General features: G+C 67.9%; 20 protein-coding genes. 12 read left to right on the top strand and 8 right to left on the bottom strand.

The window, feature by feature from the left end:
* Nucleotides 1–103: 103 nt before the first annotated feature.
* Nucleotides 104–628 (bottom strand): DUF402 domain-containing protein, encoded by a 525-nt coding sequence (locus tag ACFVMC_RS20210; protein WP_379212275.1) that lies wholly within the window; start codon nt 626–628, stop codon nt 104–106.
* A gap of 58 nt (nt 629–686) precedes the next feature.
* Nucleotides 687–1,304, bottom strand: coding sequence for a hypothetical protein (locus ACFVMC_RS20205; protein WP_379212274.1), 618 nt, complete (start codon nt 1,302–1,304; stop codon nt 687–689).
* Nucleotides 1,305–1,586: 282 nt separating this feature from the next.
* Between ACFVMC_RS20205 and uvrB the strand changes: the two genes are divergently transcribed.
* A complete protein-coding gene (gene uvrB / locus ACFVMC_RS20200; protein WP_379212272.1) occupies nt 1,587–3,758 on the top strand; it encodes an excinuclease ABC subunit UvrB in 2,172 nt (723 codons plus the stop codon).
* Nucleotides 3,759–3,941: 183 nt separating this feature from the next.
* On the opposite strand, the gene ACFVMC_RS20195 is transcribed toward uvrB, so the two are convergent.
* Nucleotides 3,942–4,409, bottom strand: a complete 468-nt coding sequence (locus ACFVMC_RS20195) for a VOC family protein (RefSeq protein WP_379212270.1) — start codon at nt 4,407–4,409, stop codon at nt 3,942–3,944.
* Nucleotides 4,410–4,480: 71 nt separating this feature from the next.
* Between ACFVMC_RS20195 and ACFVMC_RS20190 the strand changes: the two genes are divergently transcribed.
* From ACFVMC_RS20190 to ACFVMC_RS20180, 3 genes are all read left to right on the top strand, one after another.
* Nucleotides 4,481–5,347 carry a DUF6597 domain-containing transcriptional factor gene (locus ACFVMC_RS20190; RefSeq protein ID WP_379212268.1) on the top strand — a complete coding sequence of 289 codons (867 nt, stop codon included), beginning with the start codon at nt 4,481–4,483 and terminating at the stop codon, nt 5,345–5,347.
* A 2-nt stretch (nt 5,348–5,349) separates the two neighbouring features.
* The gene (locus tag ACFVMC_RS20185) at nt 5,350–5,766 is read left to right on the top strand and encodes a DoxX family protein (RefSeq protein ID WP_379212266.1); all 417 of its coding nucleotides are present in this window, start codon (nt 5,350–5,352) and stop codon (nt 5,764–5,766) included.
* Nucleotides 5,767–6,050: 284 nt separating this feature from the next.
* Complete coding sequence (locus ACFVMC_RS20180) at nt 6,051–6,503, top strand: universal stress protein (protein ID WP_379212264.1); 453 nt, start codon at nt 6,051–6,053, stop codon at nt 6,501–6,503.
* A gap of 53 nt (nt 6,504–6,556) precedes the next feature.
* Here the strand turns inward: ACFVMC_RS20180 and ACFVMC_RS20175 are convergent, their stop codons facing one another.
* The gene (locus tag ACFVMC_RS20175) at nt 6,557–8,824 is read right to left on the bottom strand and encodes a HelD family protein (protein ID WP_379212262.1); all 2,268 of its coding nucleotides are present in this window, start codon (nt 8,822–8,824) and stop codon (nt 6,557–6,559) included.
* 90 nt (nt 8,825–8,914) lie between these two features.
* On the bottom strand, nt 8,915–10,306 hold the full coding sequence (locus ACFVMC_RS20170; protein WP_379212260.1) for a diguanylate cyclase domain-containing protein: 1,392 nt from the start codon (nt 10,304–10,306) through the stop codon (nt 8,915–8,917).
* Nucleotides 10,307–10,478: 172 nt separating this feature from the next.
* Between ACFVMC_RS20170 and ACFVMC_RS20165 the strand changes: the two genes are divergently transcribed.
* Nucleotides 10,479–11,672, top strand: coding sequence for a beta-ketoacyl synthase N-terminal-like domain-containing protein (locus ACFVMC_RS20165; protein ID WP_379212258.1), 1,194 nt, complete (start codon nt 10,479–10,481; stop codon nt 11,670–11,672).
* Here ACFVMC_RS20165 and ACFVMC_RS20160 read toward each other — a convergent pair.
* Nucleotides 11,669–13,417, bottom strand: a complete 1,749-nt coding sequence (locus ACFVMC_RS20160) for a GAF domain-containing protein (protein WP_379212256.1) — start codon at nt 13,415–13,417, stop codon at nt 11,669–11,671. The two genes, ACFVMC_RS20165 and ACFVMC_RS20160, sit on opposite strands and share 4 nt — an antisense overlap.
* 169 nt (nt 13,418–13,586) lie before the next feature.
* Here ACFVMC_RS20160 and ACFVMC_RS20155 point away from each other — a divergent pair, with 169 nt between their 5' ends.
* Entirely contained in the window at nt 13,587–14,378 is a 792-nt protein-coding gene (locus tag ACFVMC_RS20155) for a sigma 54 modulation/S30EA ribosomal C-terminal domain-containing protein (RefSeq protein ID WP_379212255.1), read from the top strand.
* A 6-nt stretch (nt 14,379–14,384) separates the two neighbouring features.
* Here ACFVMC_RS20155 and ACFVMC_RS20150 read toward each other — a convergent pair whose 3' ends face one another.
* Nucleotides 14,385–15,017, bottom strand: a complete 633-nt coding sequence (locus tag ACFVMC_RS20150; RefSeq protein ID WP_379212253.1) for a response regulator — start codon at nt 15,015–15,017, stop codon at nt 14,385–14,387.
* A 765-nt stretch (nt 15,018–15,782) separates the two neighbouring features.
* On the opposite strand from ACFVMC_RS20150, the gene ACFVMC_RS20145 reads away from it, so the two are divergent.
* Together ACFVMC_RS20145 and uvrA are read left to right on the top strand one after the other, a co-directional pair.
* Nucleotides 15,783–17,879 carry a glycogen debranching N-terminal domain-containing protein gene (locus ACFVMC_RS20145; RefSeq protein WP_379212251.1) on the top strand — a complete coding sequence of 699 codons (2,097 nt, stop codon included), beginning with the start codon at nt 15,783–15,785 and terminating at the stop codon, nt 17,877–17,879.
* Between the two features lie 206 nt (nt 17,880–18,085).
* A complete protein-coding gene (gene uvrA / locus ACFVMC_RS20140; protein WP_379212250.1) occupies nt 18,086–21,076 on the top strand; it encodes an excinuclease ABC subunit UvrA in 2,991 nt (996 codons plus the stop codon).
* A gap of 53 nt (nt 21,077–21,129) precedes the next feature.
* Here the strand turns inward: uvrA and ACFVMC_RS20135 are convergent, their stop codons facing one another.
* The gene (locus tag ACFVMC_RS20135; protein WP_379212249.1) at nt 21,130–21,471 is read right to left on the bottom strand and encodes a DUF1844 domain-containing protein; all 342 of its coding nucleotides are present in this window, start codon (nt 21,469–21,471) and stop codon (nt 21,130–21,132) included.
* A gap of 339 nt (nt 21,472–21,810) precedes the next feature.
* On the opposite strand from ACFVMC_RS20135, the gene infC reads away from it, so the two are divergent.
* From infC to ACFVMC_RS20115, 4 genes are all read left to right on the top strand, one after another.
* On the top strand, nt 21,811–22,482 hold the full coding sequence (infC, locus tag ACFVMC_RS20130) for a translation initiation factor IF-3 (protein ID WP_379212448.1): 672 nt from the start codon (nt 21,811–21,813) through the stop codon (nt 22,480–22,482).
* A 58-nt stretch (nt 22,483–22,540) separates the two neighbouring features.
* Nucleotides 22,541–22,735, top strand: coding sequence for a 50S ribosomal protein L35 (gene rpmI / locus ACFVMC_RS20125; protein WP_379212247.1), 195 nt, complete (start codon nt 22,541–22,543; stop codon nt 22,733–22,735).
* A gap of 101 nt (nt 22,736–22,836) precedes the next feature.
* On the top strand, nt 22,837–23,217 hold the full coding sequence (rplT, locus tag ACFVMC_RS20120) for a 50S ribosomal protein L20 (RefSeq protein WP_379212246.1): 381 nt from the start codon (nt 22,837–22,839) through the stop codon (nt 23,215–23,217).
* Nucleotides 23,218–23,243: 26 nt separating this feature from the next.
* A complete protein-coding gene (locus ACFVMC_RS20115) occupies nt 23,244–24,041 on the top strand; it encodes a TrmH family RNA methyltransferase (RefSeq protein WP_379212244.1) in 798 nt (265 codons plus the stop codon).
* The last annotated feature ends 5 nt before the right edge of the window (nt 24,042–24,046 follow it).

Genomic DNA, 24,046 nt, shown 5'->3' with positions numbered 1-24,046 from the left:
CACTGACCACCCGCGCTGTTCGGCACCGCAACCGCCCCGTTGTGGTCGTCGGCAGCTGTCAGCCGGGGACGGCCGACAGCAGGCTGCGCGGGCGCTCGTGGCGTCAGCGCCAGGTCAGGACGATGTCGTGGGTGGCCAGCCAGCGCTCCAGTGAGTAACCGTGGGCGGCGATGCCGTCGATGGTGGTGGCGGCGTGTTCCATGGCCGCCTGGGCCTCGCTCAGCGACAGGTAGCCCGCGGCGTGGGCGGCCAGTAACTCGTCGACATCGAGCAGTTCGGTATCGCGTTCGGTGCGCACGGTGATATCGAGGTAATGGTCGACCGATTTCCAGCGCTGCGGGCCGATCTGGCTGTACTCGCCGAGATCGAGGTAGTAGTCCTGGTCGCGGCGGTGTGCCGGGTTGTAGTGGAAGACGGTGGCGCGTAACGACAATTCCGGCAGCAGCCAGGATTCGATGTAGTGGAATTCCACGTGGTCGGAAGAGCGCGCCATGTACAGGCCCCAGGGTGCCACCTGGTAGCTGTCGACCTCGCGGACGAACCCCTTGGGATCCGTATTGGTCAGGCTCGCCAGATCGAAGTACTCGACTTTGGGCGGGTGTAGATCCACTGCCGGTGCCTGTGTCATGCACCCAGAATCTACTGTTCCGGGGCCGCCGTCGAGCCCAGCGCGGGAATTCGCGAGATCACAGCCAGGTCAGCGTGACGCCGTGCACGGCGAGCCAGCGCTCGACATCGTGGTCGCAGGCGGCCAGGCCGTCCACCGCGGCGGTGGCGCGATCCAGTGCGCGGTGCGCCGGTTCGGTGTCGATCAGCCCGGCCGAATGGGCCGCGAGCAGGTTGCCGATGCCGCGCAGCTCGGCCGAACGGCCGTGCCGGACGACGATCTCGAGATAGTGGTCGACCGCCTTCCAGCGGCGCGGGCCGGCCGGCCCGTACTCGCCGATGCCGAGCCGGTAGTTCTGCCCCCGATGATCACCGAGTCGGGGCTGGATCAGATCGACCCGCACGGCCAGCTCCGGCAGCAGCCAGGACTGCAGGAATCGGTGCTCGGCGACCGACCTGGCCATGTACAGCCCCCACGGCTCGACCCGGAAGGTCTCGACCTGGCGGACGAAGCCCCGCCGGTCGACCGTGGTGAGTTCGGAGGGGTCGAAATACTCGACGCCGGGTCTGCGGGCCGCCACCGGCGCACGCGGCGCGGCCAGTTCGGCGAGGGTGGGCACCCGTAGTCCTCTGGCCATGTAGCCGGCGACCCCGGTCACAGTCGGTACCGCGACAAGCAATGGCAGTAGAGCGCTCATGATGGCGGCTCCTTCACCCGGGTTGATCGGACAAGGATTCAGGCTACTCCTGGAGTGCCCACCCCGAGCGGTCGCGAAGGTTTCGTTTCGGTTATCAATTGTGTTGCCGCATTGGACATTTCAGATAATGGTTGCTGATGTATTGCCATGCGTGCGGGCTGGCGCCGGGTAGCCCGATCGAGGGCCCGGTGGGGAAGGCACGAGACGCGATGCCCTGATGATTGCCCGGCTCCGGGTCTCGCGGGCGCGAAACTTGTCGGTGGGTGCGCTTAGGCTGGATGCATGGCTTTCGCTACCGAGATTCCCGCTGAGGGTCAGCAGCCGCTCGCGCACTCCGAATTCCGCCCGGTCGGGGCGATCGAGCGTGCCGAGGGGCAGTTCCAGGTGGTCAGTGAGCACAACCCGGCGGGTGATCAGCCGGCCGCCATCGCCGAGCTCGAGCGGCGGATCACCGGTGGCGAGCGCGATGTGGTGCTGCTCGGCGCCACCGGTACCGGCAAGTCGGCCACCACGGCGTGGCTGATCGAGAAATTGCAGCGGCCGACCTTGGTGATGGCCCCGAACAAGACGCTGGCCGCGCAGCTGGCCAACGAGCTGCGGGAGATGCTGCCGAACAACGCGGTCGAGTACTTCGTCTCCTACTACGACTATTACCAACCCGAGGCCTACATCGCCCAGACCGACACCTACATCGAGAAGGACAGCTCGATCAACGACGATGTCGAGCGGTTGCGCCACTCGGCCACGTCCAATCTGCTGTCCCGGCGTGATGTCGTGGTGGTGGCCTCGGTGTCGTGCATCTACGGTCTCGGCACACCGCAGTCCTATCTGGATCGCTCGGTCCCGCTCGAGGTCGGCCAGGAGATCGACCGCGACGCGCTGCTGCGGCTGCTGGTCGATGTGCAGTACACCCGCAACGACATGTCCTTCGCGCGCGGCTCGTTCCGGGTGCGCGGCGATACGGTCGAGATCATCCCCTCCTACGAGGAGCTCGCGGTCCGGATCGAGTTCTTCGGCGACGAGATCGAGGCGCTGTACTACCTGCATCCGCTCACCGGAGATGTGGTGCGCCAGGTGGATCGACTGCGCATCTTCCCGGCAACCCATTACGTCGCGGGTCCCGAGCGCATGGAGCGCGCCGTCCGCGATATCGAGGCCGAGCTCGAACAGCGCCTGGCCGAATTCGAGCGCCAGGGCAAATTGCTCGAGGCGCAGCGGCTGCGGATGCGCACCCAGTACGACATCGAAATGATCCGGCAGGTCGGCTTCTGCTCCGGTATCGAGAACTACTCGCGCCATATCGATGGCCGGGCCGCCGGGTCCGCCCCGGCCACCCTGCTCGATTACTTCCCCGAGGATTTCCTGCTCGTCATCGACGAATCGCATGTGACGGTGCCGCAGATCGGCGGCATGTACGAGGGCGATATGTCGCGCAAACGCAACCTGGTCGAATACGGGTTCCGATTGCCCTCCGCGGTCGACAACCGGCCGCTCACCTGGGAGGAATTCGCCGACCGGATCGGTCAGACGGTGTATCTGTCGGCCACGCCCGGCCCGTACGAGCTGGGCCAGGCGGCCGGTGAGGTGGTCGAGCAGGTCATCCGGCCGACCGGATTGGTCGATCCGCAGGTTGTCGTCAAGCCGACCAAGGGCCAGATCGATGATCTGGTACACGAGATCCGGCTGCGCACCGAGCGCGACGAGCGCGTCCTGGTCACCACCCTCACCAAGAAGATGGCCGAGGATCTCACCGACTATCTGCTCGGTCTCGGTGTGCGCGTGCGCTACCTGCATTCCGAGATCGACACGCTGCGCCGGGTGGAGCTGCTGCGGCAGCTGCGCCTGGGCGAGTACGACGTGCTGGTCGGCATCAACCTGCTGCGTGAGGGCCTCGACCTGCCCGAGGTCTCGCTGGTCGCGATTCTGGACGCCGACAAAGAGGGCTTCCTGCGCAGCAGCACCAGTCTGATCCAGACCATCGGCCGCGCGGCCCGCAATGTGTCCGGTGAGGTGCACATGTACGCCGACAAGATCACCGATTCGATGCAGCACGCCATCGAGGAGACCGATCGCCGCCGCGCCAAGCAGATCGCCTACAACGAGAAGATGGGCATCGACCCGCAGCCGCTGCGCAAGAAGATCGCCGACATCCTCGATCAGGTGTATCAGGAGGCCGACGATTCCGAGGTCGCCGTCGGCGGGTCCGGCCGCAATGCCAGCCGTGGCCGCCGCGCCCAGGGCGAGCCGGGCCGCGCCGTCAGCGCGGGGGTGTACGAGGGCCGCGATATCAAGTCCATACCCCGCGCCGAACTCGCCGATCTGGTCAAGGAATTGACCGCGCAGATGATGAACGCCGCTCGCGAACTCCAGTTCGAGCTGGCGGGCCGGCTGCGCGATGAGATCGCCGATCTCAAGAAGGAACTCCGCGGCATGGACGCCGCGGGTCTGAGCTGAGGCGCTATGCGCATCGGCTGGATCGGCGGCAACCCGGACGCCGCGCCGTGTCCACCGGGCGCAATGGCCGGACCGGCCCTCCGGGGCGGCCATGCGCCGGTGCGTGGTCGGTGCTGGAACAGTAAGCGCGGCAAGGTTTTTCGTCCAGACGGCGACGCGTATCGCCGTCTGGACGGCCCCGGATTACTGCGTCGCCATCCACTCGTTGACGCGGCGCTCGGCCTCCTCGGGAGAGACGTCCTCGACGCGGGTCAGGACGGCCCAGCGGTGGCCGAACGGGTCGATCACCACGCCGAAGCGGTCGCCCGTGACGAAGGTCTGAGGCTCCTCGGCGGTACGGGCGCCGTGCTCGCGGGCACGGGCGATGGTGGCGTCGACATCCGGGCAGTAGTGCACGATCGAGGTGTGCACCCACTCCCCGTTGGGGGCCAGCACGTTGTTGTCCGGAATGGGCATGCCGAGCTGGAGGGTGGAATCGCCGATCTTCAGCTCGGCGTGCGCCGGCTGGCCGTCCGGCAGATCGTTGCGGGTGAGCACCTCGGCGCCGAAGACCGCCGAGTAGAACTCGATCGCCTTGTTGGCGTCCGGCACGGCCAGGAAACAGGTGATGGAGTGGTATCCGGCGGGAATCGGGTTCACGTTTTCGGTCATGGGAATCAGTCTTGCCCGTGGCGCGGAATTGCTCTTGTAAGAACGCGACAGCCCGATCGGCGGGTGCACTGATGCCGAAATGGACGCCCGCCACCGCGCCGCTGGACGACGTGAAGGGAATCCTGCATCCCGGCGAGCAGGCCCGCCACCGCTCGCTGGCCCGGCTGCCGGTGAGCCCGACGATCAGCCGGTATGTCGACCGTTTCTGGGCCGTCCGCTGGGATCTGCGCGGCAAACCGCCGTACGCGGCGCAGGTACTGCCGTTCCCGTGCGTGAACATCACCTTCGAACGGGATGGCGAACGGGTGGGCGGCTTCGTCAACGGTGTGTGCACCACCAAGTACGTGCGTGAACTGACCGGCGCGGGTGAGACTTTCGGCGTGCGATTCCGTCCCGGCGGTTTCGGCGCGTTCACGGGTCTGGACGTGGGGGCACTGCGCGACCGCGTGGTCGACCTGACCGAGGTCTTCCCCGATGCCGCCGATCTGACCGCCGCGGTGCTGGCCGCCGACACCGACGAACCACGCCGCGCCCTGATCGAGGACTATCTGCCCGCGCGCGCCGCCGCGCCCGACGCCGCCTACGAACTGGTACTAGAGATCATCGCCGCCATGGCCGATGATCCCGAGCTCACCCGGGTCGACCAGGTGACCGACCTGTTCGATATCCCGATCCGTACCCTGCAACGCCTGTTTCGCCGCTATGTGGGCGCCGCCCCGAAATGGGTGCTGCGCCGCTACCGGCTCCAGGACGGCGCGGATCTGCTCGCCAAAGGCCGCACCGCGGATTTGGCGGCTCTCGCGGTGGAACTCGGTTATTTCGATCAAGCGCATTTCTCCCGCGAGTTCGCCGCCGAAGTCGGAATGCCTCCCCTCGAATACGCGCGCAATTCGTTACGCTCGGCCGAGGAGGTTCGCCAAATACTCGGAGAGGTGTGACTGTGGACGCAGTAGTGCTGATCGGCCGGGTGTTGTTCTCGGTGTTGTTCCTGGGGTCGGCGTCCGGGCATTTCATGAATGCCGACGCGATGGCCGGCTACGCCAAGAGCCAGGGTGTGCCGTCGCCGAAGGCCGGGGTGCTGGCCTCGGGCGGGCTGATGGCGCTGGGCGCGCTGAGTGTCCTGCTCGGCATCTGGGCCGACGCGGGCATGCTGCTGCTGGCGATCGTGCTGCTGCCGATCACGTTCCTGATGCACGCCTTCTGGAAGGAGTCCGATCCGGAGGCGAAGCAGAATCAGATGGTCCAGTTCAACAAGAACTTGGCGCTGATCGGTGCGGCGCTCATGCTGTTCGCGTTCTTCGCGCACACGCCGGAACTCGGTCTGACCATCACCGGCCCGCTTTTCGACCGGGGCTGAATAGGCCCCTGTGATGAATCTCCCAGGGCGGCAAGGAGGTTCGTCGAAGGCTGTGACGCGTCACAGAATTGGTCCGGAACAATTGGATCGGCGCTGGTAGCTTCGGCCGCAGTGTGATTCACCCGACCGGCGCGGTCCGAAAATGTCCGACACCGCCGAGTGTGATGTGTTGCGATTTCTGATAATTCCTCGCGTTTTGCGGCTATGGTCGACCGCAGTCGCCGCGACGGTGCTCCGACTTGCCCGGACGCGCCGTAGGCACCCGACCCAAAGTTGGAGGAAAGATGACCGCCTACCGGACCATTGTCGTCGGTACCGATGGCTCGGACTCGTCGTATGTCGCCGTCGAGAAGGCCGCCGCGCTGGCGGGAGCCGCCGATGCCACGCTGATCGTCGCCTGCGCCTACTACCCGACCGACGACCGCGATGTCGCCGCCGCCGCCGATGTGCTGAAGGAAGAGGCCTACCAGGTGCGCGGGTCGGCACCGACCAACGAGATCCTGCGGGTGGCCCGCGACCGCGCGGTGGCGGCCGGGGCCAAGGAGATCGTCGAGCGCGCGATCGTCGGCGAGCCCGTCGAGTCGCTGCTCACCCTGGTGCGTGATGTCGAAGCCGATCTGCTCGTGGTCGGCAATCGGGGGCTGAACACCCTGGCCGGGCGGCTGCTCGGTTCGGTGCCCTCGGATGTGGCGCGCAAGTCCGCGTCGGATGTGCTGATCGTGCACACCGTCCGCTAGTCCTGACCCACCGAAGCCCTGTACCGCTCCGGCGGTACGGGGCTTCGGTGCGTTCACCCCAGCTGTCCGAGCACCTCCGGCAGGTCGCCGGTGTGGAATACGGTCAGCCGCTGGGTCGCTCGGGTCAGCGCGACGTAGAGATCGTTCATGCCCCGCGGCGACTCGTCCAGCATCCGCTGCGGTTCCACCAGGAACACGGCGTCGAACTCCAGGCCCTTCACATCGTGCACGGTCAGCACCGAGACCGATTCCCCGGCCAGTTCGGCGAAGTCGGGCAGCAGATCGCGCGGGACCAGCACCGCGGAGGTGCCGGGACCCTGCTCCCGCGCCACCGCTTCCCGCGTCGCGGCAGGCAGTTCCGTGGCGGAAACTCGATGCGCGACAGGTGGATTCCCGCTCTCCCGCACCGAACGGGGCGGCGTCGCGGCCGGATCGATTGCGGCGAGAACCCGGGCGGCCACCGCCATGATCTCCGCGGGCGTCCGGTAGTTCACGGTCAGCTCGGTCAGCTTCCACCGTTGCGCCACATAGGGTTCCAACACCCGCTGCCAGGAGGACGCGCCCGCCGGATCGCCGGTCTGCGCGACATCCCCGACCGCGGTGACCCAGCGATTCGGGATGCGCCGCATCACCATCCGCCAGGCCATCTCCGAGAGTTCCTGCGCCTCGTCGACGATGACGTGACCGTAGGTCCAGGTGCGGTCGCCGGCGGCGCGTTCGGCGGTGGTCTGATTGCTGCGATAGGTCTGCCGGTCGGCGAGCTGGGAGGCGTCGATCAGGTCGTAGGCCATGAGGATCTCGTCGGCGTCGAGCACGTCCTCGACCTCGGCGGCGGCCGATCCGGCCAGAATGTCCAGTGCCTCTTGGGCTTCGGCGATCTGCGCGTGGCGCCGGCGCCGGGCGCGTTCGCGCTCCTCGCTGTCGTCGACGCCGAGCAGTTCGGCCAGCTCGTCCAGCAGGGGTGCGTCGGCGGCGCTGAATTCGCCGGTGTCGGGACGCAGCAGTTCGGCGCGGTCAGCGGCGGTCAGTGCCGAGGCCACCCGGTCCAGCCGGGCCGGATCGGCCAGCAGATCGCCCAGCACCTCCTGCGGCGACAGGATCGGCCACAGGGTGGTGATCGCCGCCTGCACCTCGGGATCGGATTTCATCTCGTCCCGGATCTCGGCAAGATCGGTGCGGCTCAACAGATTGTGTCCACCGGACAGATCCGCGCCCATGGTCTGCGCGACCTGATCGGTGAGCGCGTCGATCACCGAGGCGGCGAAGATCGGGCGGGCCAGATTGTGCGGCCGCCGCGAGGACCGCGCGCGGCCGCGGGCCCTGGTGGCGATCTTGCGGTCCAGGGTGACCGGATAGCCGTCGAAGCCGAGCCGGATCGGTGCGGCGGGGACCTCCTGCCGGTCGCGCACCGCCTGTTTGAGCACCTCCAGGATCGTCAGCGCGCCCTTGATCTCACCGGCTCGCAGCGAATCCTCGCGGGTGGCCTTCACACCCGGGTACAGATCGCCGATGGTGGACAGCAGGACGCCGGTTTCACCGAGTGAGGGCAGCACCTGTCCGATGTAGTCCAGGAAGGTCGCGTTCGGACCGATGATCAGCACACCGCTCTTGGCCAGCTGCTGTCGGTAGGTGTAGAGCAGGTAGGCCGCGCGATGCAGGGCTACGGCCGTCTTGCCCGTTCCCGGCCCGCCCTGCACCACCAGCACGCTCTTGTGCTCGGAGCGGATGATCGTGTCCTGTTCGGACTGGATCGTTTCCACGATGTCGTTCATGTGGCCGGTGCGCGCGGCGTTCAGGGCCGACAACAGCGCGCTCTCGCTGCCGACGCCGCCGTCGCCGGAGACCATGTCGTCGCGTTCGGCCGCCGCGAGATCCAGGTATTCGTCGTTGATCGCGGTGACCCGGCGATTACGGGTGCGGATGTGCCGTCGTCTGGTCACCCCGTCCGGCGCGGCGGTGGTGGCCAGATAGAACGGGCGGGCCAGTGGTGCGCGCCAGTCCAGTAATAACGTCTCGTAGTCGTCCTTCTCGTCGAGAATGCCGAGGCGGCCGACGTAGCGGGTGGCCTCGTCCCCGTCCAGATCGATCCGGCCGAAACACAATCCGTGCTCGGCCGCGTCGTATTTGGCGAGGTCCTCGTTGTAGAGCTGACTGAACGATTCGCGCTCACTGCGGGCCTGCGGTGTGCCACCGGTTTCCAGCAGGACCGTCTTGAGCCGGTTCTTCGCGTACGCGCGCATCCCGTCGAGCCTGTCGTACAGCACCGACAGGTGCGCCTGCTCGCGTTCGATCTCGCGGTCCTGGACGACGGGGTCGGGCAAACTGAACTCCTTGGGTCACCGCGTGAAAACAAGGTTGTCGAGTCTACTGCGGTTTTCCAGGGCGCGCCGCCACGGCAGGTCAGGCCGCCTTCAGGACGCGTGCGTGCTGTCGGTGCGGCGGCCCTGCACGGTGGCTTCGCGGTCGCCCACCGGTTTGGCTCGATACATCGCGACGTCGGCGTCGTGCAGGACGGCCTCCGGGGTGCGGTGGTCGCCCTGGAGGAGTTCGGTGACGCCGATGGAAGCGTTGACGGCGATGCGGTGGCCGCGGGCCACGATGGGCTCGGACATGGTGGTGCGCAGGCGCTCGACCAGGGCGTCGAGATCCTCGCGGCGGGTGGGGCCGGAGAGCAGGACCAGGAATTCGTCGCCGCCGAGCCGCCCGACCAGGTCGTCGCCGCGCAGGGCGCGTTGCAGACGCTGGGCGACGATCTGCAGGACGGTGTCGCCGATGGCGTGCCCGAGGGTGTCGTTGATCGCCTTGAATCCGTCCAGGTCGATGAAGAGCACGGTCGAGACCTGCTGGTTCGCGCCGCCGCGCCCGGTCCCGCCGGTCGCGGTTCCCGAGAGGGCGAGCGCGGCCGTCAGCTGGGACAGGATCAGCGACCGGTTCGCCAGCCCGGTGAGCGAGTCGTGGGTCGCCTGGTACTCCAATTGCCTACGGCTGGCCCGGAATTCGGTGACATCGGCGAACGAGGACACGGCGGGGGAGTCGGGGTCGTCGGGATTCATCAGGCGACTGGAACCGGCCAGCCAGCGACGCTGCCCATCGGCGCGGTCGACGCCGAAGGTGTAGCCGGTGATGGTCTCGCCGGTTTCCAGGGTGCGCGCGATCGGGTGCCGCGACGGCGGCAGCGGCTGGGCGTTGGCGTCGAGCAGCACGATCGGCAGTTCGTGGATGCTCAGCCCGACCAGGTCCTCGGCGTGCTCGGGTTTGCCGAAGATGCGGCCGGCGGCGGGGTTGGCCGATTCGATGCGGCCGTCCCGGTTGATCACCACCACGCCCTCCTCGAGCTGGGAGACGACGGTCGTGAAGTGTTCCTCGGCCAGCCGCTGGGCCCGCTCGGCGGCGCGCTGCGCGCTCAGATCGCGGATGACGACCTGGTAGCCGAACCGGTGGTGCCAGGGCGTCAGCACCGAGACGGTCTCGACCGGTACCGTGCCGCCGTCGAAGCGCAGCAGGCGCATCTCGCTGGGGGGCGAGGCGTCGCCGACATTGGTCAGATGGCTGATCCGGTCGAGCATGGCGGGCACGGAGTCGGGGTGGACGAACTGGGTGACGGGTTTGCCGATGATGTCGGCGACGGTGGAGGCCCCGAGTAGGCGGACGATGGTTCGGTTCGCGTAGACGACGAGCCCGTCCTGGTGCACGCACATCCCGTTCGGGCTGTGCTCGACCAGCGACAGGTACCGCTGCGCGACCTCCTCGGCATCCGAGGTGGCCGCCAGGGTGGTGGTGTCGTCTATCCGCTCCGAATCCAACTTTCGAACCCCCGATCGTTCGACCGACTCATGGGCATTGGAACATGGGAATTATCGTGTGCAGCGATGGTTATTTGCGGTACTCGCTCGCAGTCCGGCTCTTCATCGGGCGCGGTGCGGTGATCATTACAAGTTTATTCAACAGCGACAGCGCAGGCCGAGGAGCAAGGCTATGCCCGACGTCAGTGCCAGAACCGTCACGCACCAAGATCATATGACGGTTGCCGGGATCGGTGCGGTCACCGGTTACGGCTGGGGCCGTGCGGCCCTCTGGCAGGGACTGCTCAGCGGCAAATCCGCAGCGACCCTCCAGCCAGGGTACGGGCCGGGCCGCGATCGGCAGGCGTGGGTGGCGCTGGTGCCCGACGGCGGCGACCCGGCGATCAGCCGCAGCCGTTACGGCCGCGCCGTCCACGAGGTCGCGCGCGAGGCCATCGACGACGCCACCGCCCGCGGCTGGCGTCCGGGCCGCACCGTGGGGCTGGTGCACGCGATCGTTCTGGGTGACGTAGTGAACTGGCGTGATTTCTATCTCGTCGACCGCGGGCACCGCCGTTCCCGGGACTATCTGCCGCTGCTGCCGTCCACGCCGATCTCGATGCTGATGCAGGAATTCGGTTTCCACGGCCCGTCGATGAACGTCTCGGCGGCGTGCAGCACCGCCAGCGTCGGGCTGCTCACCGCCAAGCTCTGGCTGGACGCCGGGCTGGCCGACGACGTCATCTGCGTGGCCTCGGACATGTCCGCGACCCCGGACATGCTCGAGCATTTCGTCCAGCTGGGCGCGGCGGTGTCCGATGCCGAGCCGATGGACGCCTGCCGCCCGTTCCAGCGCGGCAGCCGCGGGTTCAGCATGGGCGAGGCGGCCACCGCGTTCGTGCTGACCAAGGCCGAGGCGGTGGACCGGCCCTACGCCACGGTGCTCGGCGGCGCCATGACCAACGACGCGTACCACGTGGTCTCGGTCGAACCCGACCACACCCAGATCTTCGACTGCGCCCGCCGCGCGCTCGACCAGACCGGCCTGACGCCCGCGGACATCGCCTACTTCAACGCGCACGGCACCGGCACCCGCCAATGCAGCGCCGCCGAATGCGATCTGATGGCCCGCATGTTCGACGACGGGCCGCAGATCTACGCGCTCAAACCGCTGACCGGGCACAGTCAGGGCGCGGCCGCCGGGGTGGAGATCGCGGCCGCCGCGCTGGGTTACGAACACCGGGTGGTGCCGGCCGCGCCGATCGTCGCGCAGGCCCATCCCCGGCTGATGGACGGCCCGCAGCCGTTCCGCGGCGGCTACACCCTCAAGGCGGCGCTCGGAATGGGCGGGCACAATTCGATGCTCGTGCTGGGTGAGCCGCACTAGCCGGTCGGCAGCGGCACCGACCAGCACAGGCGAGTGCCGGGCAGCGCTTCCGGATCGGCGCTGGGCCGCAGCGCGGGGCCGACGATGAACTCGCCGTCGGCCTTCTCGGCCCGCTGCTCCAGATTGCGCAGCCCGCTGCGGATGACGTGATGCGGTATGCCCCAGCCGTCGTCGACCACCACGATGGTCAGGTTGTCGTCCACGCTGATCTCGACGGTGACCGTGCTGCCCCCGGAGTGGCGTACCGCGTTGCTCACCGCCTCGCGCACCACCGCCTCGGCGTGATCGGCGAGCTCGGCTTCGAGCACCGACAGCGGGCCGGTCACCTGGAGGCTGCCGCGCAGCGGGGTATCGGAGGTCTGCTGGCGCACGGCGAGTTCCAGGCGCTGTTGCAGCCGGGCGACCTGCGCGTCGCCGCCGTGCAGGTCGAAGATCGAGGTGCGGATCTCCTGGACCACCTCCTGGAGATCCGCGACGCCGGTCGAAATCCGTTGCCGGACATCGGGAATCTGAGCCTGCGGTACCGCGGCCTGCAAACTCAGCCCGATCGCGAACAGCCGCTGGATCACGTGGTCGTGCAGGTCGCGGGCGATGCGATCGCGGTCGGCCAGGATGTCGAGTTCGCGCATCCGGCGCTGGGTTCCGGCCAGCTGCATCGCCAGTGCCGCCTGGTCGGTGAACGCCGCGGTGAGTTCGACGAGTTCGTCCGGATAGGGCGCGGAACCGTTCGGGCGCACCGCGACCAGCACGCCGAGCGTGGCGTCCGGTGTGCACAGCGGCAGGATCAGCACCGGTCCGACATCGTCGATCGGCACACCGAGATCGATCGCCGCGGCATCGTCGAATCGCAGCGGCGTACGCCGCTGGAACGCCTCGCCGAGCGCGGTGCCGTCGGTGACCACCAGCCAGCCCTCGTGCCCCGCGCCGGGACCGGACCACTGCGTCACCGTGAGCTCGTTGATCTCACCGGCACGCCGCACCGGGCCGGTCGCACCGGCCAGGAACGCGCGCTGGGATCCGGTGAGCGTGCGGGCGTGATCGACGACGTGCGCGAGCACCTGCTCGGATTCGGTGCCCGCGAGGAACTCGGTGGCGATATCGCGTGTGGCCTCGATCCACGCTTGCCGGGTGCGCGCGGATTCGTAGAGCCGGGCATTGTCCACGGCGATGCCCGCGGCGGCGGCCAGCGCCTGCACCAGCATGTCGTCGTCCTCGGTGAACGGCAGCCCGCCCGCCTTCTCGGTGAGATACAGGCTGCCGAAGACCTCGTCACGGATCCGTACCGGCACGCCGAGAAAGGTGTGCATCGGCGGGTGCCCCGGTGGAATGCCCACGGACTCGGGGTGTTCGGTGAGGTCCTCCAGGCGCAACGGCTTGCTGCGATGGAAGACCGCGCCCAGCACGCCATGGCCTGCGGGAAGTTTGCCGATGTCCGTGCGCACCTGCTCGTCCATGCCCTCGTCGAGGAACTGCGCGACCTGGAGATCATGTCCGAGTACGGCAAGCGCGCCGTAGCGGGCGTCGACCAGGCTGGTGGCGGTGCGCACGATGGCGCGCAGGGTGTCGTCCAGATCCAGGCCGGAGGTGACGGTCAGCATCGCCTCGACCAGACCATCCATCCGGTCGCGGGAGTCGATGATCAGCTCGACCCGCTCCTCGACCTCGCTGAGCAGCTCGCGCAGACGTAGCTGGGACAGTGTGTCGCGCACCGAATACGACAGGTCGTGACTACGCTCGTCGGCCATCTCGACTTCCTGTCGCTCGGGGATGGCAAGGTGGGCAGGCAGTTCGCCCGGGGGCGCGAAGTGCGCTCGTACCAGTCTAATTCGCGGATCAAGGACTTTCGGCCCTGTTCGCGGCAACGTTGCGGGGGTGGGATAGGGGCACAAGGTGAATAGAGAGTAGAGGTGTCCTATGAATTCGTCGCAGGCGTTGTATTCGGAGCGCGGTAACGCGCGGGGCAACTCGGAGCAGTGGACGACAGCTGCCGATCCGGGGCTCGCCGTGACCACGCGCGGGGCCGTGCCCGCCGCGGACGTCACCCGCGCGGTGCGCGCCATCGGGCGTGTTCTGCGCCGCCACCACCTGGATGTGCCCGCCCGCGTGCGGGTCACCGCGCCCGCCGATATCGATCAGCCCACCGTGGTGCAGGCCAATGTGCGCCTGCACGACACCCCGGCCCGCGTGCAGGTCACCGGGCCACGAGGGTTCGCCGTCACCTTCGCGGTGGAGCGGCTGGACCGTCAGATCACCCGCCTGTCCGCCAACGAGACCCGGGCCTGGCCGGATCCGGCCCGCCCGCCGCTGGCCCGGGTCACCGAGCCGCGTCCGATCGTGCGCCGCAAGTCGGTGTCGCTGCTCACCGGCACCCCCGGTGAGGCGATGGCCATCCTGGACGCGATGGACTACGACGCCTATCTGTTCATCGATCAGACGACGGGCGAGGAGGCGATCGTGCACTGGAGCGAACTACTCGGGGTCGGTGTCTCCCGGCAGCACAGCACCGACGCCGAACTGGCGGCGAATTCCCTTCCGCTGACCGTGGATTCGTCGCCGGCGCCGCATCTCACCGAACTCGACGCCGCGGCCTGGCTCTGCTGTACCGGCCTGGCCTACCTCTTCTACACCGACGCCGATACCGGCCGCGGGCGGCTGCTCTACCGCCGCTACGACGGCGACCTCAGCATCGTCGTCCCCGCCGACTAGCCCCGCCTAGATCTCACGAAGCTTCGACGCCAGGACAGCCGCCTGGGTCCGCCGCTCCATGCCCAGCTTGGCGAGCAGCCGGGAGACGTAGTTCTTGACCGTCTTCTCGGCCAGGAACATTCGGGCCGCGATCTGCCGGTTGGTCAGCCCCTCGCCGAGCAGCGCCAGCAGACGACGCTCCTGGTCGGTCAGTCCGGCCAGGGGCCCGTCGTTCTCCGCGCTGTTGCGCAGCCGCGCCTTCAGCGCCGCCGCCGCGCGATTGTCCAGCAGCGACCGCCCCGAGCCGACCGCCTTGATCGCCTCGGCCAGTTCCATCCCCTTGATGTTCTTCACCACGTAGCCGCCCGCTCCGGCCAGGATGGCGTCGAGCATGGCGTGCTCGTCGGTGTAGGAGGTGAGGATGAGACAGCGCAGCCCTTCGTTTTCCGCGAGCAGATCGCGGCACAGCTCGATGCCGTTGCCGTCGGGCAGGCGTACGTCCAGCACGGCCACATCGGGGCGCAGGGTGCGGATCCCGGCCATGGCTTGCGCGACATCGCCCGCCTCGCCGATCACCGACAATTCCGGATCGCTCTCCAGCAGATCGATCAGTCCGCGGCGGACGATCTCGTGGTCGTCGACGAGGAACACTGTGAGCACGGCGGCCTCCCAGCAGCGAATGGGCTACCCCGCCAAGGTATCTCGTCGCGACGCGGGCGGCCACACCGGAGTGCGGTGCGGCGGCGGATTTCGAGTAATGCCGGTTCGAATTGCCCGACACGCCAGATTATTTCCCATTCGGAAACATCGGTATTCGCAAAGTCCGTGCCGACGACGCGGTTTCGACCATCATGGAGCCGAAATCACTCGACCAGGGCTTCGGCACCGGGGCCGCAGGGCCCGTGCACAGTAATCTCGGACAATGGCATATTCAGCTAGGCTTGATTTCGGTAATATCTTCGCCTTCCCGCGCGACTGCCCCGGATGTGGTTCGGGTGCCGTAGCCGTCCACGACGCAGCCGACGAAGCCTGCTTCCACTGCACCGACTGCGGGGTGCGCTGGCGGCTGGCCCACGGTCGCACCGTACTGGAATCCGTCATCCGATGACGATCGGGCTCCGGAGATCGTCGAACCCGGTCGCACCGGGTTCCTGTGCCGCGATATCTCGGACATGGCCGACGCGCTGGAGCGTGTCGGCGGTATAGATCGGCGCGTTTGCCGGAAAACGGCCGAACGACGGTTTAGCCTGCTCCGCATGGCCCGTGACCATGAGCGGCTCTACCGCCGCACTCTGACCGGTGGACGGACGAGCCGGGCGATCATGCCCGAAACGGTGTCGTGAGGCCGGGCACCGCGCGACCCGAAGTCCCTGTGGGAACCGAAGACTCGGCCCGAGTCGCCGGCCCGGCGCACGGCGGTGCGCCATGGTGAACAACCCCTGGGGTGACGCCACCGGCGAGGTCGGCGAGCCCAGTGTGGTCGGCGCCGGGGTGACGCTGGTGGAGGGTTCCACCTTCTGCATCAGCGAGAGCGGCGGCGCCATCACCGCGAACCGCCCGGAGGGGCTGTTCGTGCGCGATACCCGGGTGGTCTCGCACTGGCGGCTGACGGTGGACGAGCAACCGCCCCAACCGCTTACGGTGCAGTACGCCGACCCCTACAGCGCGACGCTGCTGGCGCGCACGCCACCGCGACCCGGTCGCGCGGACAGCTCGGCCCTGGTCGTGCTGGGCCGCCACGTCGGCGACGGCATGCGCGAGGATCTGAACGTGCGCAACCTGTCCGGTGATCCGATCTCCTGCACGGTGGTCCTGGAGATCGACGCCGACTTCGCGGACCTGTTCGAGGTGAAGGAGGGCCGGATCGGCGAGGGCGTGGTCACCGAGCGCCGGGTGGTCGCCGAGGGCGCGCTGGAGATCAGCCGGCCCGACCTCCAGCTGGCCGTGACCGTCGCCGCCTCCGGCGCCACCGCGACCGAGAACGACCTGCGCTGGAAGATCCAGCTGCCCGCGCGCGGTGAGTGGTCGGCCTGTATCCAATACCGTCCGGCGCTCGGCTCGGTGCCGGTGGAGCCGCGTTACGGCTGCGGCAGCCCGGTATCGCACAGCGAGCCCTATCAGCGGCTGCGCGACTGGTATTCGAATTCGCCGATCGTGCTCACCGAGGACGAGACTTTGGCCGCGGTGCTGCAACGCGCGGTCGGTGATCTGGGCGCGCTGCGCATCTTCGACCCCGGCCATCCCGAACGCGCGGTCGTCGCCGCGGGTGCGCCCTGGTTCATGGCGCTGTTCGGGCGGGACTCGCTGCTCACCTCGTGGATGGTGCTGCCGCTGGACCGGCAGCTCGCGGTGGGCACGCTGCAGAGCCTGGCGGGCATGCAGGGCAAGGAGATTCGCCCGATCCAGGAGGAGCAGCCGGGGCGGATCCCGCACGAGGTGCGTTTCGGCCGGGCCGCGACGCTGCTGCTCGGCGGCGACACCGTCTACTACGGAACCGCCGACGCCACACCGCTGTTCGTGATGTTGCTCGGCGAGCTGCATCGCTGGGGCCTGGATCCGCAGACCCGCGACGAACTCCTACCGCACGCCGACCGCGCGCTGGAATGGATCGAACAGTACGGCGATATGGACGGCGACGGTTTCGTCGAATACGCCCGCACCGCCGAGCACGGTCTGGCCAACCAGGGCTGGAAGGATTCCTGGGACGGCGTCAACTTCATCGACGGCAGCATGCCGCACGCCCCGATCGCGCTGGCCGAGGTGCAGGGCTACGTGTACGCGGCGTATCTGGCGCGTGCCGCGCTCGCCGAGGACACCGGCGACGCCGCGCTGGCCGACCGGCTGCGGGCGAAGGCCGCGGGGTTGAAGGTCACCTTCAACGAGCAGTTCTGGCTGCCCGACAAGGGCTGGTTCGCCATCGGCCTGGACCGCGACAAGCGCCCGATCGACGCGCTCACCTCCAATATGGGCCACTGCCTGTGGACCGGCATCGTCGACGAGGACAAGGCGCGCTCGGTCGCCGATCATCTGCTGTCGCCGGAGATGTTCAGCGGCTGGGGCATTCGCACGCTCGGCACGAACATGGGCGCCTACAACCCGGTCAGCTATCACAACGGGTCGGTATGGCCGCACGACAACGCGATCTGCGCGGCCGGTCTGATGCGCTACGGCTTCACCGAGCACGCCAACCGGGTCATCGAGGGGATTCTCGACGCCGCGGTGCGGTTCGGGCACCGGCTGCCGGAGCTGTTCTGCGGTTTCGACCGCTCCGAGTTCGCGTCCCCGGTGCCGTACCCGACCTCCTGCTCGCCGCAGGCCTGGGCCTCGGCCACACCGCTGCTGTTCATGCGGAGCATGCTGCGGCTGGAACCGGGCAACGGCGCCAAGGTGGTCGACCCGGTCGTTCCGGAGCGGTATCTGCCGCTGCGGGTCAGTGGGTTGCGGGTCGGCGAGGATGTGCTGACCGTCACGGTCGACGACGCCGGTTTCCGCGTGCACGGTCTGGCGCCGGACCGGCACTGAGCCCGGTCATCCCCGCAGCCGGTGCTGCGGGGAATCCGCGCGTGCGGCATCCTGTTGAAAAGGGGAGGTCACGCGGGCGAGGTGGTCGCTCGGCAAAACTTGTCGGTGGGTCGGCCTAGCATGACGGCGGGGGTACGTCCGGGCTCTTCCAGAGGCCGGGTATCGACAAGCTGACACGCCGACACGTTCGAGAAGGGACTCACCTGGTGGCGGAACGCCTCACTGTGCGCGGAGCTCGGGAGCACAACCTCAAGGGGGTCGACCTCGATCTGCCCCGCGACAGTCTCATCGTGTTCACGGGCCTTTCCGGTTCGGGCAAGTCCAGTCTTGCCTTCGACACGATCTTCGCCGAGGGCCAGCGGCGCTATGTCGAGTCGCTGTCGGCCTACGCGCGCCAGTTCCTCGGTCAGATGGACAAGCCGGATGTCGATTTCATCGAGGGCCTCTCGCCTGCGGTCTCGATCGATCAGAAGTCGACCAACCGCAACCCGCGTTCGACCGTCGGCACCATCACCGAGGTCTACGACTATCTGCGGCTGCTCTACGCGCGCGCCGGTACCCCGCACTGCCCGACCTGTGGTGAGCTGATCGCCCGGCAGACGCCGCAGCAGATCGTCGACCAGGTGCTGGCCATGGACGAGGGCCTCAAATTCCAGGTGCTCGCGCCGGTGGTGCGCACCCGCAAGGGCGAGTTCGTCGATCTCTTCGAATCGCTGAACGGACAGGGCTATTCGCGCGTTCGCGTGGACGGGGTGGTCTATCCGCTCACCGATCCGCCGAAGCTGAAGAAACAGGAGAAGCACGATGTCGAGGTGGTCGTCGACCGGCTCGCAGTCAAGCCGAGTTCCAAACAGCGCCTGACCGATTCGATCGAGACGGCGCTGCGCCTGGCCGACGGCATCGTCGTGCTCGACTTCGTCGATCGCGACGAGCACGCGCACGATCGGGAGCGGCGTTTCTCCGAGCGGCTGGCCTGCCCGAACGGGCATCCGCTCGATATCGAGGATCTCGAACCGCGCTCGTTCTCGTTCAACTCGCCCTACGGCGCCTGCCCCGACTGCACCGGCCTCGGCATTCGCAAGGAGGTCGATCCGGAACTGGTGGTGCCCGATCCGGAACTGAGCCTGGCCGACGGGGCGATCGCGCCGTGGTCGCGCGGGCAGACCGCCGAGTACTTCAACCGGCTGCTGTCGGGCCTGGCCGAATCGATCGGCTTCGCCATGGACACCCCGTGGCAGGACCTGCCGCCCAAGGCGCGCAAGGCGGTGCTGGAGGGCAGCTCCGATCAGGTGCATGTCTCCTACACCAACCGCTACGGCCGGAAACGGTCCTACTACGCCGATTTCGAGGGCGTGATGCCGTTCCTGCAGCGGCGCATGGAGAACACCGAGTCCGAGCAGATGAAGGAGCACTACGACGGGTACATGCGCGATGTGGCGTGCCCGGTCTGTGCCGGTGCCCGGCTGCGCCCGGAGATCCTCGCCGTCACCCTCGACGCGGCCGGTGAACGCAAGTCCATCGCCGAGGTCAGCGATCTGTCCATCGGTGACTGCTCGCACTTCCTGAACGCGCTGACGCTGGGGGAGCGCGAGGCCGCGATCGCCGGCCAGGTACTCAAGGAGGTGCAGGCGCGGCTCGGCTTCCTGCTCGATGTCGGCCTGGAGTATCTGACGCTGTCGCGGGCCGCGGCGACCCTGTCCGGCGGTGAGGCCCAGCGTATCCGCCTGGCCACCCAGATCGGCTCCGGTCTGGTCGGCGTGCTGTACGTGCTCGACGAGCCGTCCATCGGCCTGCATCAGCGCGACAACCGCCGCCTGATCGAGACCCTGACCCGCCTGCGCAATCTCGGCAATACGCTGATCGTGGTCGAGCACGACGAGGACACCATCCGAGCCTCGGACTGGGTGGTCGACATCGGACCGCTCGCCGGCGAGCACGGCGGCCGGGTGGTGCACAGCGGCCCGTACCAGGAGCTGCTCACCGATCCGAATTCGCTGACCGGCGCCTACCTGTCGGGCCGGGAGCGGATCGAGGTGCCGATGGTCCGGCGCCCGATCGACAAGAAGCGTCAGCTCACCGTGGTCGGCGCGAACGAGCACAATCTGCGCGGCGTCGACGTGAATTTCCCGCTGGGCGTGCTCACGTCGGTCACCGGCGTCTCCGGTTCGGGTAAGTCGACCCTGGTCAACGACATCCTGGCGACGGTGCTGGCGAACAAGCTGAACGGTGCGCGTCAGGTGCCCGGGCGGCATCTGCGGATCAAGGGCCTGGATCACCTGGACAAGCTGGTGCAGGTGGATCAGTCGCCGATCGGCCGCACTCCGCGCTCGAACCCGGCCACCTACACCGGCGTGTTCGACAAGATCCGCACCCTGTTCGCGGCAACCACCGAGGCCAAGGTGCGCGGCTACCAGCCGGGCCGGTTCTCGTTCAATGTCAAGGGCGGTCGCTGCGAAGCCTGTTCCGGTGACGGCACTTTGAAGATCGAGATGAACTTCCTGCCGGATGTGTATGTGCCGTGCGAGGTGTGCCACGGCGCGCGCTACAACCGCGAAACGCTCGAGGTGCACTACAAGGGCAAGACCATCGCCGAGGTGCTGGACATGTCGATCGAGGAGGGCGCGGAGTTCTTCGAGCCGATCACCTCGATCCACCGCTACCTGAAGACGTTGGTCGATGTCGGCCTGGGTTATGTGCGGCTGGGGCAGAGTGCGCCGACGCTGTCCGGCGGTGAGGCGCAGCGGGTGAAGCTGTCGGCGGAGTTGCAGAAGCGGTCGACCGGTCGCACCGTCTACATCCTGGACGAGCCGACCACGGGCCTGCACTTCGAGGACATCCGCAAGCTGCTGAAGGTGATCAACGGCTTGGTCGACAAGGGCAATACGGTGATCGTGATCGAGCACAATCTCGATGTCATCAAGACCTCGGACTGGGTCATCGATATGGGCCCCGAGGGTGGTTCCGGTGGCGGCACCGTGGTCGCCGAGGGCACCCCGGAGGATGTGGCGGCCGTATCCGGCAGCTACACCGGGCAGTTCCTGAAGGAAGTGCTCGATGCGCCCGCCGCGAAGGCTCCGGCCAGGAAAGCGCCCGCGAAGAAGGCCGCGGCCAAGAAGTCCGCCGCCAAGGAACCGGCGAAGAAGACGCCGGAGCAGACGGCGAAGCGCTTGGCCCGCAAGGCGGCCGCCCTGCGCTGAGTACGCACGGTCATGGAAACGGGATCGGCGCCAGGCCGGTCCCGTTTTCGGTTTCAGTACACGGGGCCGGTGTACTTCTCGCCCGGGCCCTTGCCGGGCTCGTCCGGATGCGCCGATGCTTCGCGGAACGCGCGCTGCAGGGACTGCAGCCCGTCGCGGATCGGGCCGGCGTGCGGGCCCAGATATTCCACCGACGACGTGACCAGTCCGGCCAGCGCCGTGATCACCCGGCGCGCCTCGTCCAGATCGCGGCGCGGGCTGTTCTCCGGATCCGGATCCGCCAGCCCGAGCTTCTCCGCGGCCGAGCTCATCAGCATGACGGCGGCGCGGCTGATCACCTCCACCGCGGGGACGTCGGCGAGTTCGCGTACGGAGAGATCGGACTGTTCGGTCATGTGTGAAAGGCTAGGCGGCGGCCCGGCCGCGCTGTCGAGCGGGGGATCGGACTCGATTTCGGCTATAGCGTTCGGCAATGCTAGACTTTCCGCTGACGACCGCCTCGGTCGTTCTTCTGTGTGAGAACAGCCGAGGCAGATAAGTGGAGCCCGACTCCCACCGTTACCCGCGCAGGGTCAGCGGTCCGGTCGCCCCGCCATGACAGCGGGGTTCCTGTGTGGAGCATGTCTCGCGCGGGGTAGACGCCATTCGTGCGCGTCCGAAGACCGGTCGACTCGGGCCCCGTCGCGGTAGAAATACCGTACCGGGGCCTTTGTGTTGAGCAAGGGGTTGCAGTTATTGCGTGCGGTCGTCGGACGACACCGCTTGACCTAGGAGGCCCCATCAGCACTGAGACCCGCATCAACGATCGCATCCGTGTTCCCGAGGTTCGGCTCATCGGACCCAGCGGCGAGCAGGTTGGGATCGTGCGTGTTGAAGATGCACTACGCGTCGCCCTCGAAGCCGACCTCGACCTGGTCGAGGTGGCCCCGGATGCCCGTCCGCCGGTCTGCAAGATCATGGACTACGGCAAGTTCAAGTACGAGACGGCGCAGAAGGCGCGCGAGTCTCGGAAGAACCAAGTACAGACCGTGATCAAGGAGCAGAAGCTCCGTCCCAAGATCGACGATCACGACTACGAGACCAAGAAGCGCAACGTGGTTCGCTTCCTCGAAGCCGGGTCGAAGGTCAAGGTGACGATCATGTTCCGCGGCCGCGAGCAGTCGCGTCCGGAACTGGGTTTCCGGTTGTTGCAGCGCCTGGCCTCCGACGTGGCCGAGCTGGGTTTCGTCGAGACCTCCGCCAAGCAGGACGGTCGCAATATGACCATGGTCCTCGCCCCGCACAAGGGTGCGAAGACGCGGGTGAAGGCGCAGCAGGAGTCGGCCCCACGGCCGGCCACGCCGAGCGCCGCACCGGCCGGGGAAGCACCGGCCGCGGGGCAGGCCCAGCCGCCCGCCCCGCAGTAACACCGATCAGAACCGGTGGCCCGGAAGGGTCACCGGCACGAGACAGATAGAGGAATCCATGCCGAAGATGAAGAGCCACAGCGGCGCCTCGAAGCGATTCAAGGTTTCGGGCCGCGGCAAGCTGCTGCGTCAGCAGGCGAACCGTCGCCACCTGCTCGAGCACAAGTCGTCCCGCCGGACTCGTCGTCTGGATGGCACCGAGGCGGTCGCGGCCGTCGACGTCCCTCGCGTCAAGAGGCTGCTCGGCCTCTGAGGCCTGAGTCAGCGATCCCCGCGCGATCCGGAATTCCGGACGCCGACACCGACCAATCGGGCGCGCCGCACCGCGCCCCCTATCTCCAAAAGGACTGACCAGTGGCACGCGTCAAAAGGGCCGTCAACGCTCAGAAGAAGCGCCGTTCGATCCTCGAGGCCTCGAAGGGCTACCGGGGCCAGCGTTCGCGGTTGTACCGCAAGGCCAAGGAACAGCAGCTGCACTCGCTCACCTACGCCTACCGGGACCGCCGGGCGCGCAAGGGTGACTTCCGCAAGCTGTGGATCGCCCGCATCAACGCCGCGGCGCGCATCAACGACATCACCTACAACCGCTTCATCCAGGGCCTGAAGGCCGCGGGTGTCGAGGTGGACCGCAAGATCCTGGCCGAGCTCGCCGTCTCCGACGCCGCCGCTTTCGCCGGTCTGGTCGCGGTCGCCAAGGCGGCGCTGCCCGCCGATGTCAACGCTCCGGCTGCCTGAGCTTGACCGATACTTCGGAACGACCCGTGGACGCGCTCTCCGAGCGCAATCCACGGGTCGTTTCTTTCGTGAAGCTGCATCGGGCGCAGGCTCGGCGCAAGAGCGGGCTGTTCCTCGCCGAGGGCGCCAATTCGGTCGAATCGGCGCTGGACACCGGTCGAGTGCAGGAGCTGTTCTTCTCCTCGAAAGCCGCTGAGCGCGAACACGAACTGGTCGCCGGTGCCGCCGCGCGGGGTGTGCGGACCACGCTGGTCAGCGATCGCGCCGCCGAGATGCTGGGGGAGACCGTCACCCCGCCGGGGCTGGTCGCGGTCTGCCGTCAGGTGGACGTGCCGTTGACCGACATCCTCGACGCGTCGCCGCGCGTGCTGGCCGTGCCGGTCGAGATCAGCGATCCCGGCAATGCGGGCACGCTAATTCGCGTGGCCGATGCGGTCGGCGCCGACGGCGTGGTGCTGGCCGGTGATTCGGTGGACCCGCACAATGGCAAGACCGTGCGTGCCTGCGCCGGAAGCCTTTTCCACGTTCCGATCGCCCGCGCCCGCGATATCGACGCCGCACTGACCGCCCTGGAGGACGCGGGGATCGCCCTGCTCGCCACCACCGCTCGCGGCGAGGTCGACCTCGACGACGCCGACGAGATACTGGGCGGGCCGGTCGCCTGGCTCTTCGGCAACGAGGCGCACGGCCTAGATCGCGCGGTTGTCGCCCGCGCCACCCACCGCATCCGCATCCCCATCCACGGCCGCGCGGAAAGCCTCAACCTGGCCGCCGCCGCCGCTATCTGCCTCTACGGCAACTCCCGTATCCGCTACGCGAAATAGCCTGC

This window comes from Nocardia sp. NPDC127579 (genome assembly GCF_042672005.1).
Classification (GTDB): Bacteria; Actinomycetota; Actinomycetes; order Mycobacteriales; family Mycobacteriaceae; genus Nocardia.
This window is presented reverse-complemented; position numbering and strand designations above follow the sequence as displayed.

Coding starts and splice junctions, on each gene's coding strand:
- ACFVMC_RS20210 (WP_379212275.1), bottom strand. CDS start 628: ATGACACAGGCACCGGCAGTGGATCTACACCCGCCCAAAGTCGAGTAC.
- ACFVMC_RS20205 (WP_379212274.1), bottom strand. CDS start 1,304: ATGAGCGCTCTACTGCCATTGCTTGTCGCGGTACCGACTGTGACCGGG.
- uvrB (WP_379212272.1), top strand. CDS start 1,587: ATGGCTTTCGCTACCGAGATTCCCGCTGAGGGTCAGCAGCCGCTCGCG.
- ACFVMC_RS20195 (WP_379212270.1), bottom strand. CDS start 4,409: ATGACCGAAAACGTGAACCCGATTCCCGCCGGATACCACTCCATCACC.
- ACFVMC_RS20190 (WP_379212268.1), top strand. CDS start 4,481: ATGCCGAAATGGACGCCCGCCACCGCGCCGCTGGACGACGTGAAGGGA.
- ACFVMC_RS20180 (WP_379212264.1), top strand. CDS start 6,051: ATGACCGCCTACCGGACCATTGTCGTCGGTACCGATGGCTCGGACTCG.
- ACFVMC_RS20165 (WP_379212258.1), top strand. CDS start 10,479: ATGCCCGACGTCAGTGCCAGAACCGTCACGCACCAAGATCATATGACG.
- ACFVMC_RS20160 (WP_379212256.1), bottom strand. CDS start 13,417: ATGGCCGACGAGCGTAGTCACGACCTGTCGTATTCGGTGCGCGACACA.
- ACFVMC_RS20155 (WP_379212255.1), top strand. CDS start 13,587: ATGAATTCGTCGCAGGCGTTGTATTCGGAGCGCGGTAACGCGCGGGGC.
- ACFVMC_RS20145 (WP_379212251.1), top strand. CDS start 15,783: ATGGTGAACAACCCCTGGGGTGACGCCACCGGCGAGGTCGGCGAGCCC.
- ACFVMC_RS20135 (WP_379212249.1), bottom strand. CDS start 21,471: ATGACCGAACAGTCCGATCTCTCCGTACGCGAACTCGCCGACGTCCCC.
- rpmI (WP_379212247.1), top strand. CDS start 22,541: ATGCCGAAGATGAAGAGCCACAGCGGCGCCTCGAAGCGATTCAAGGTT.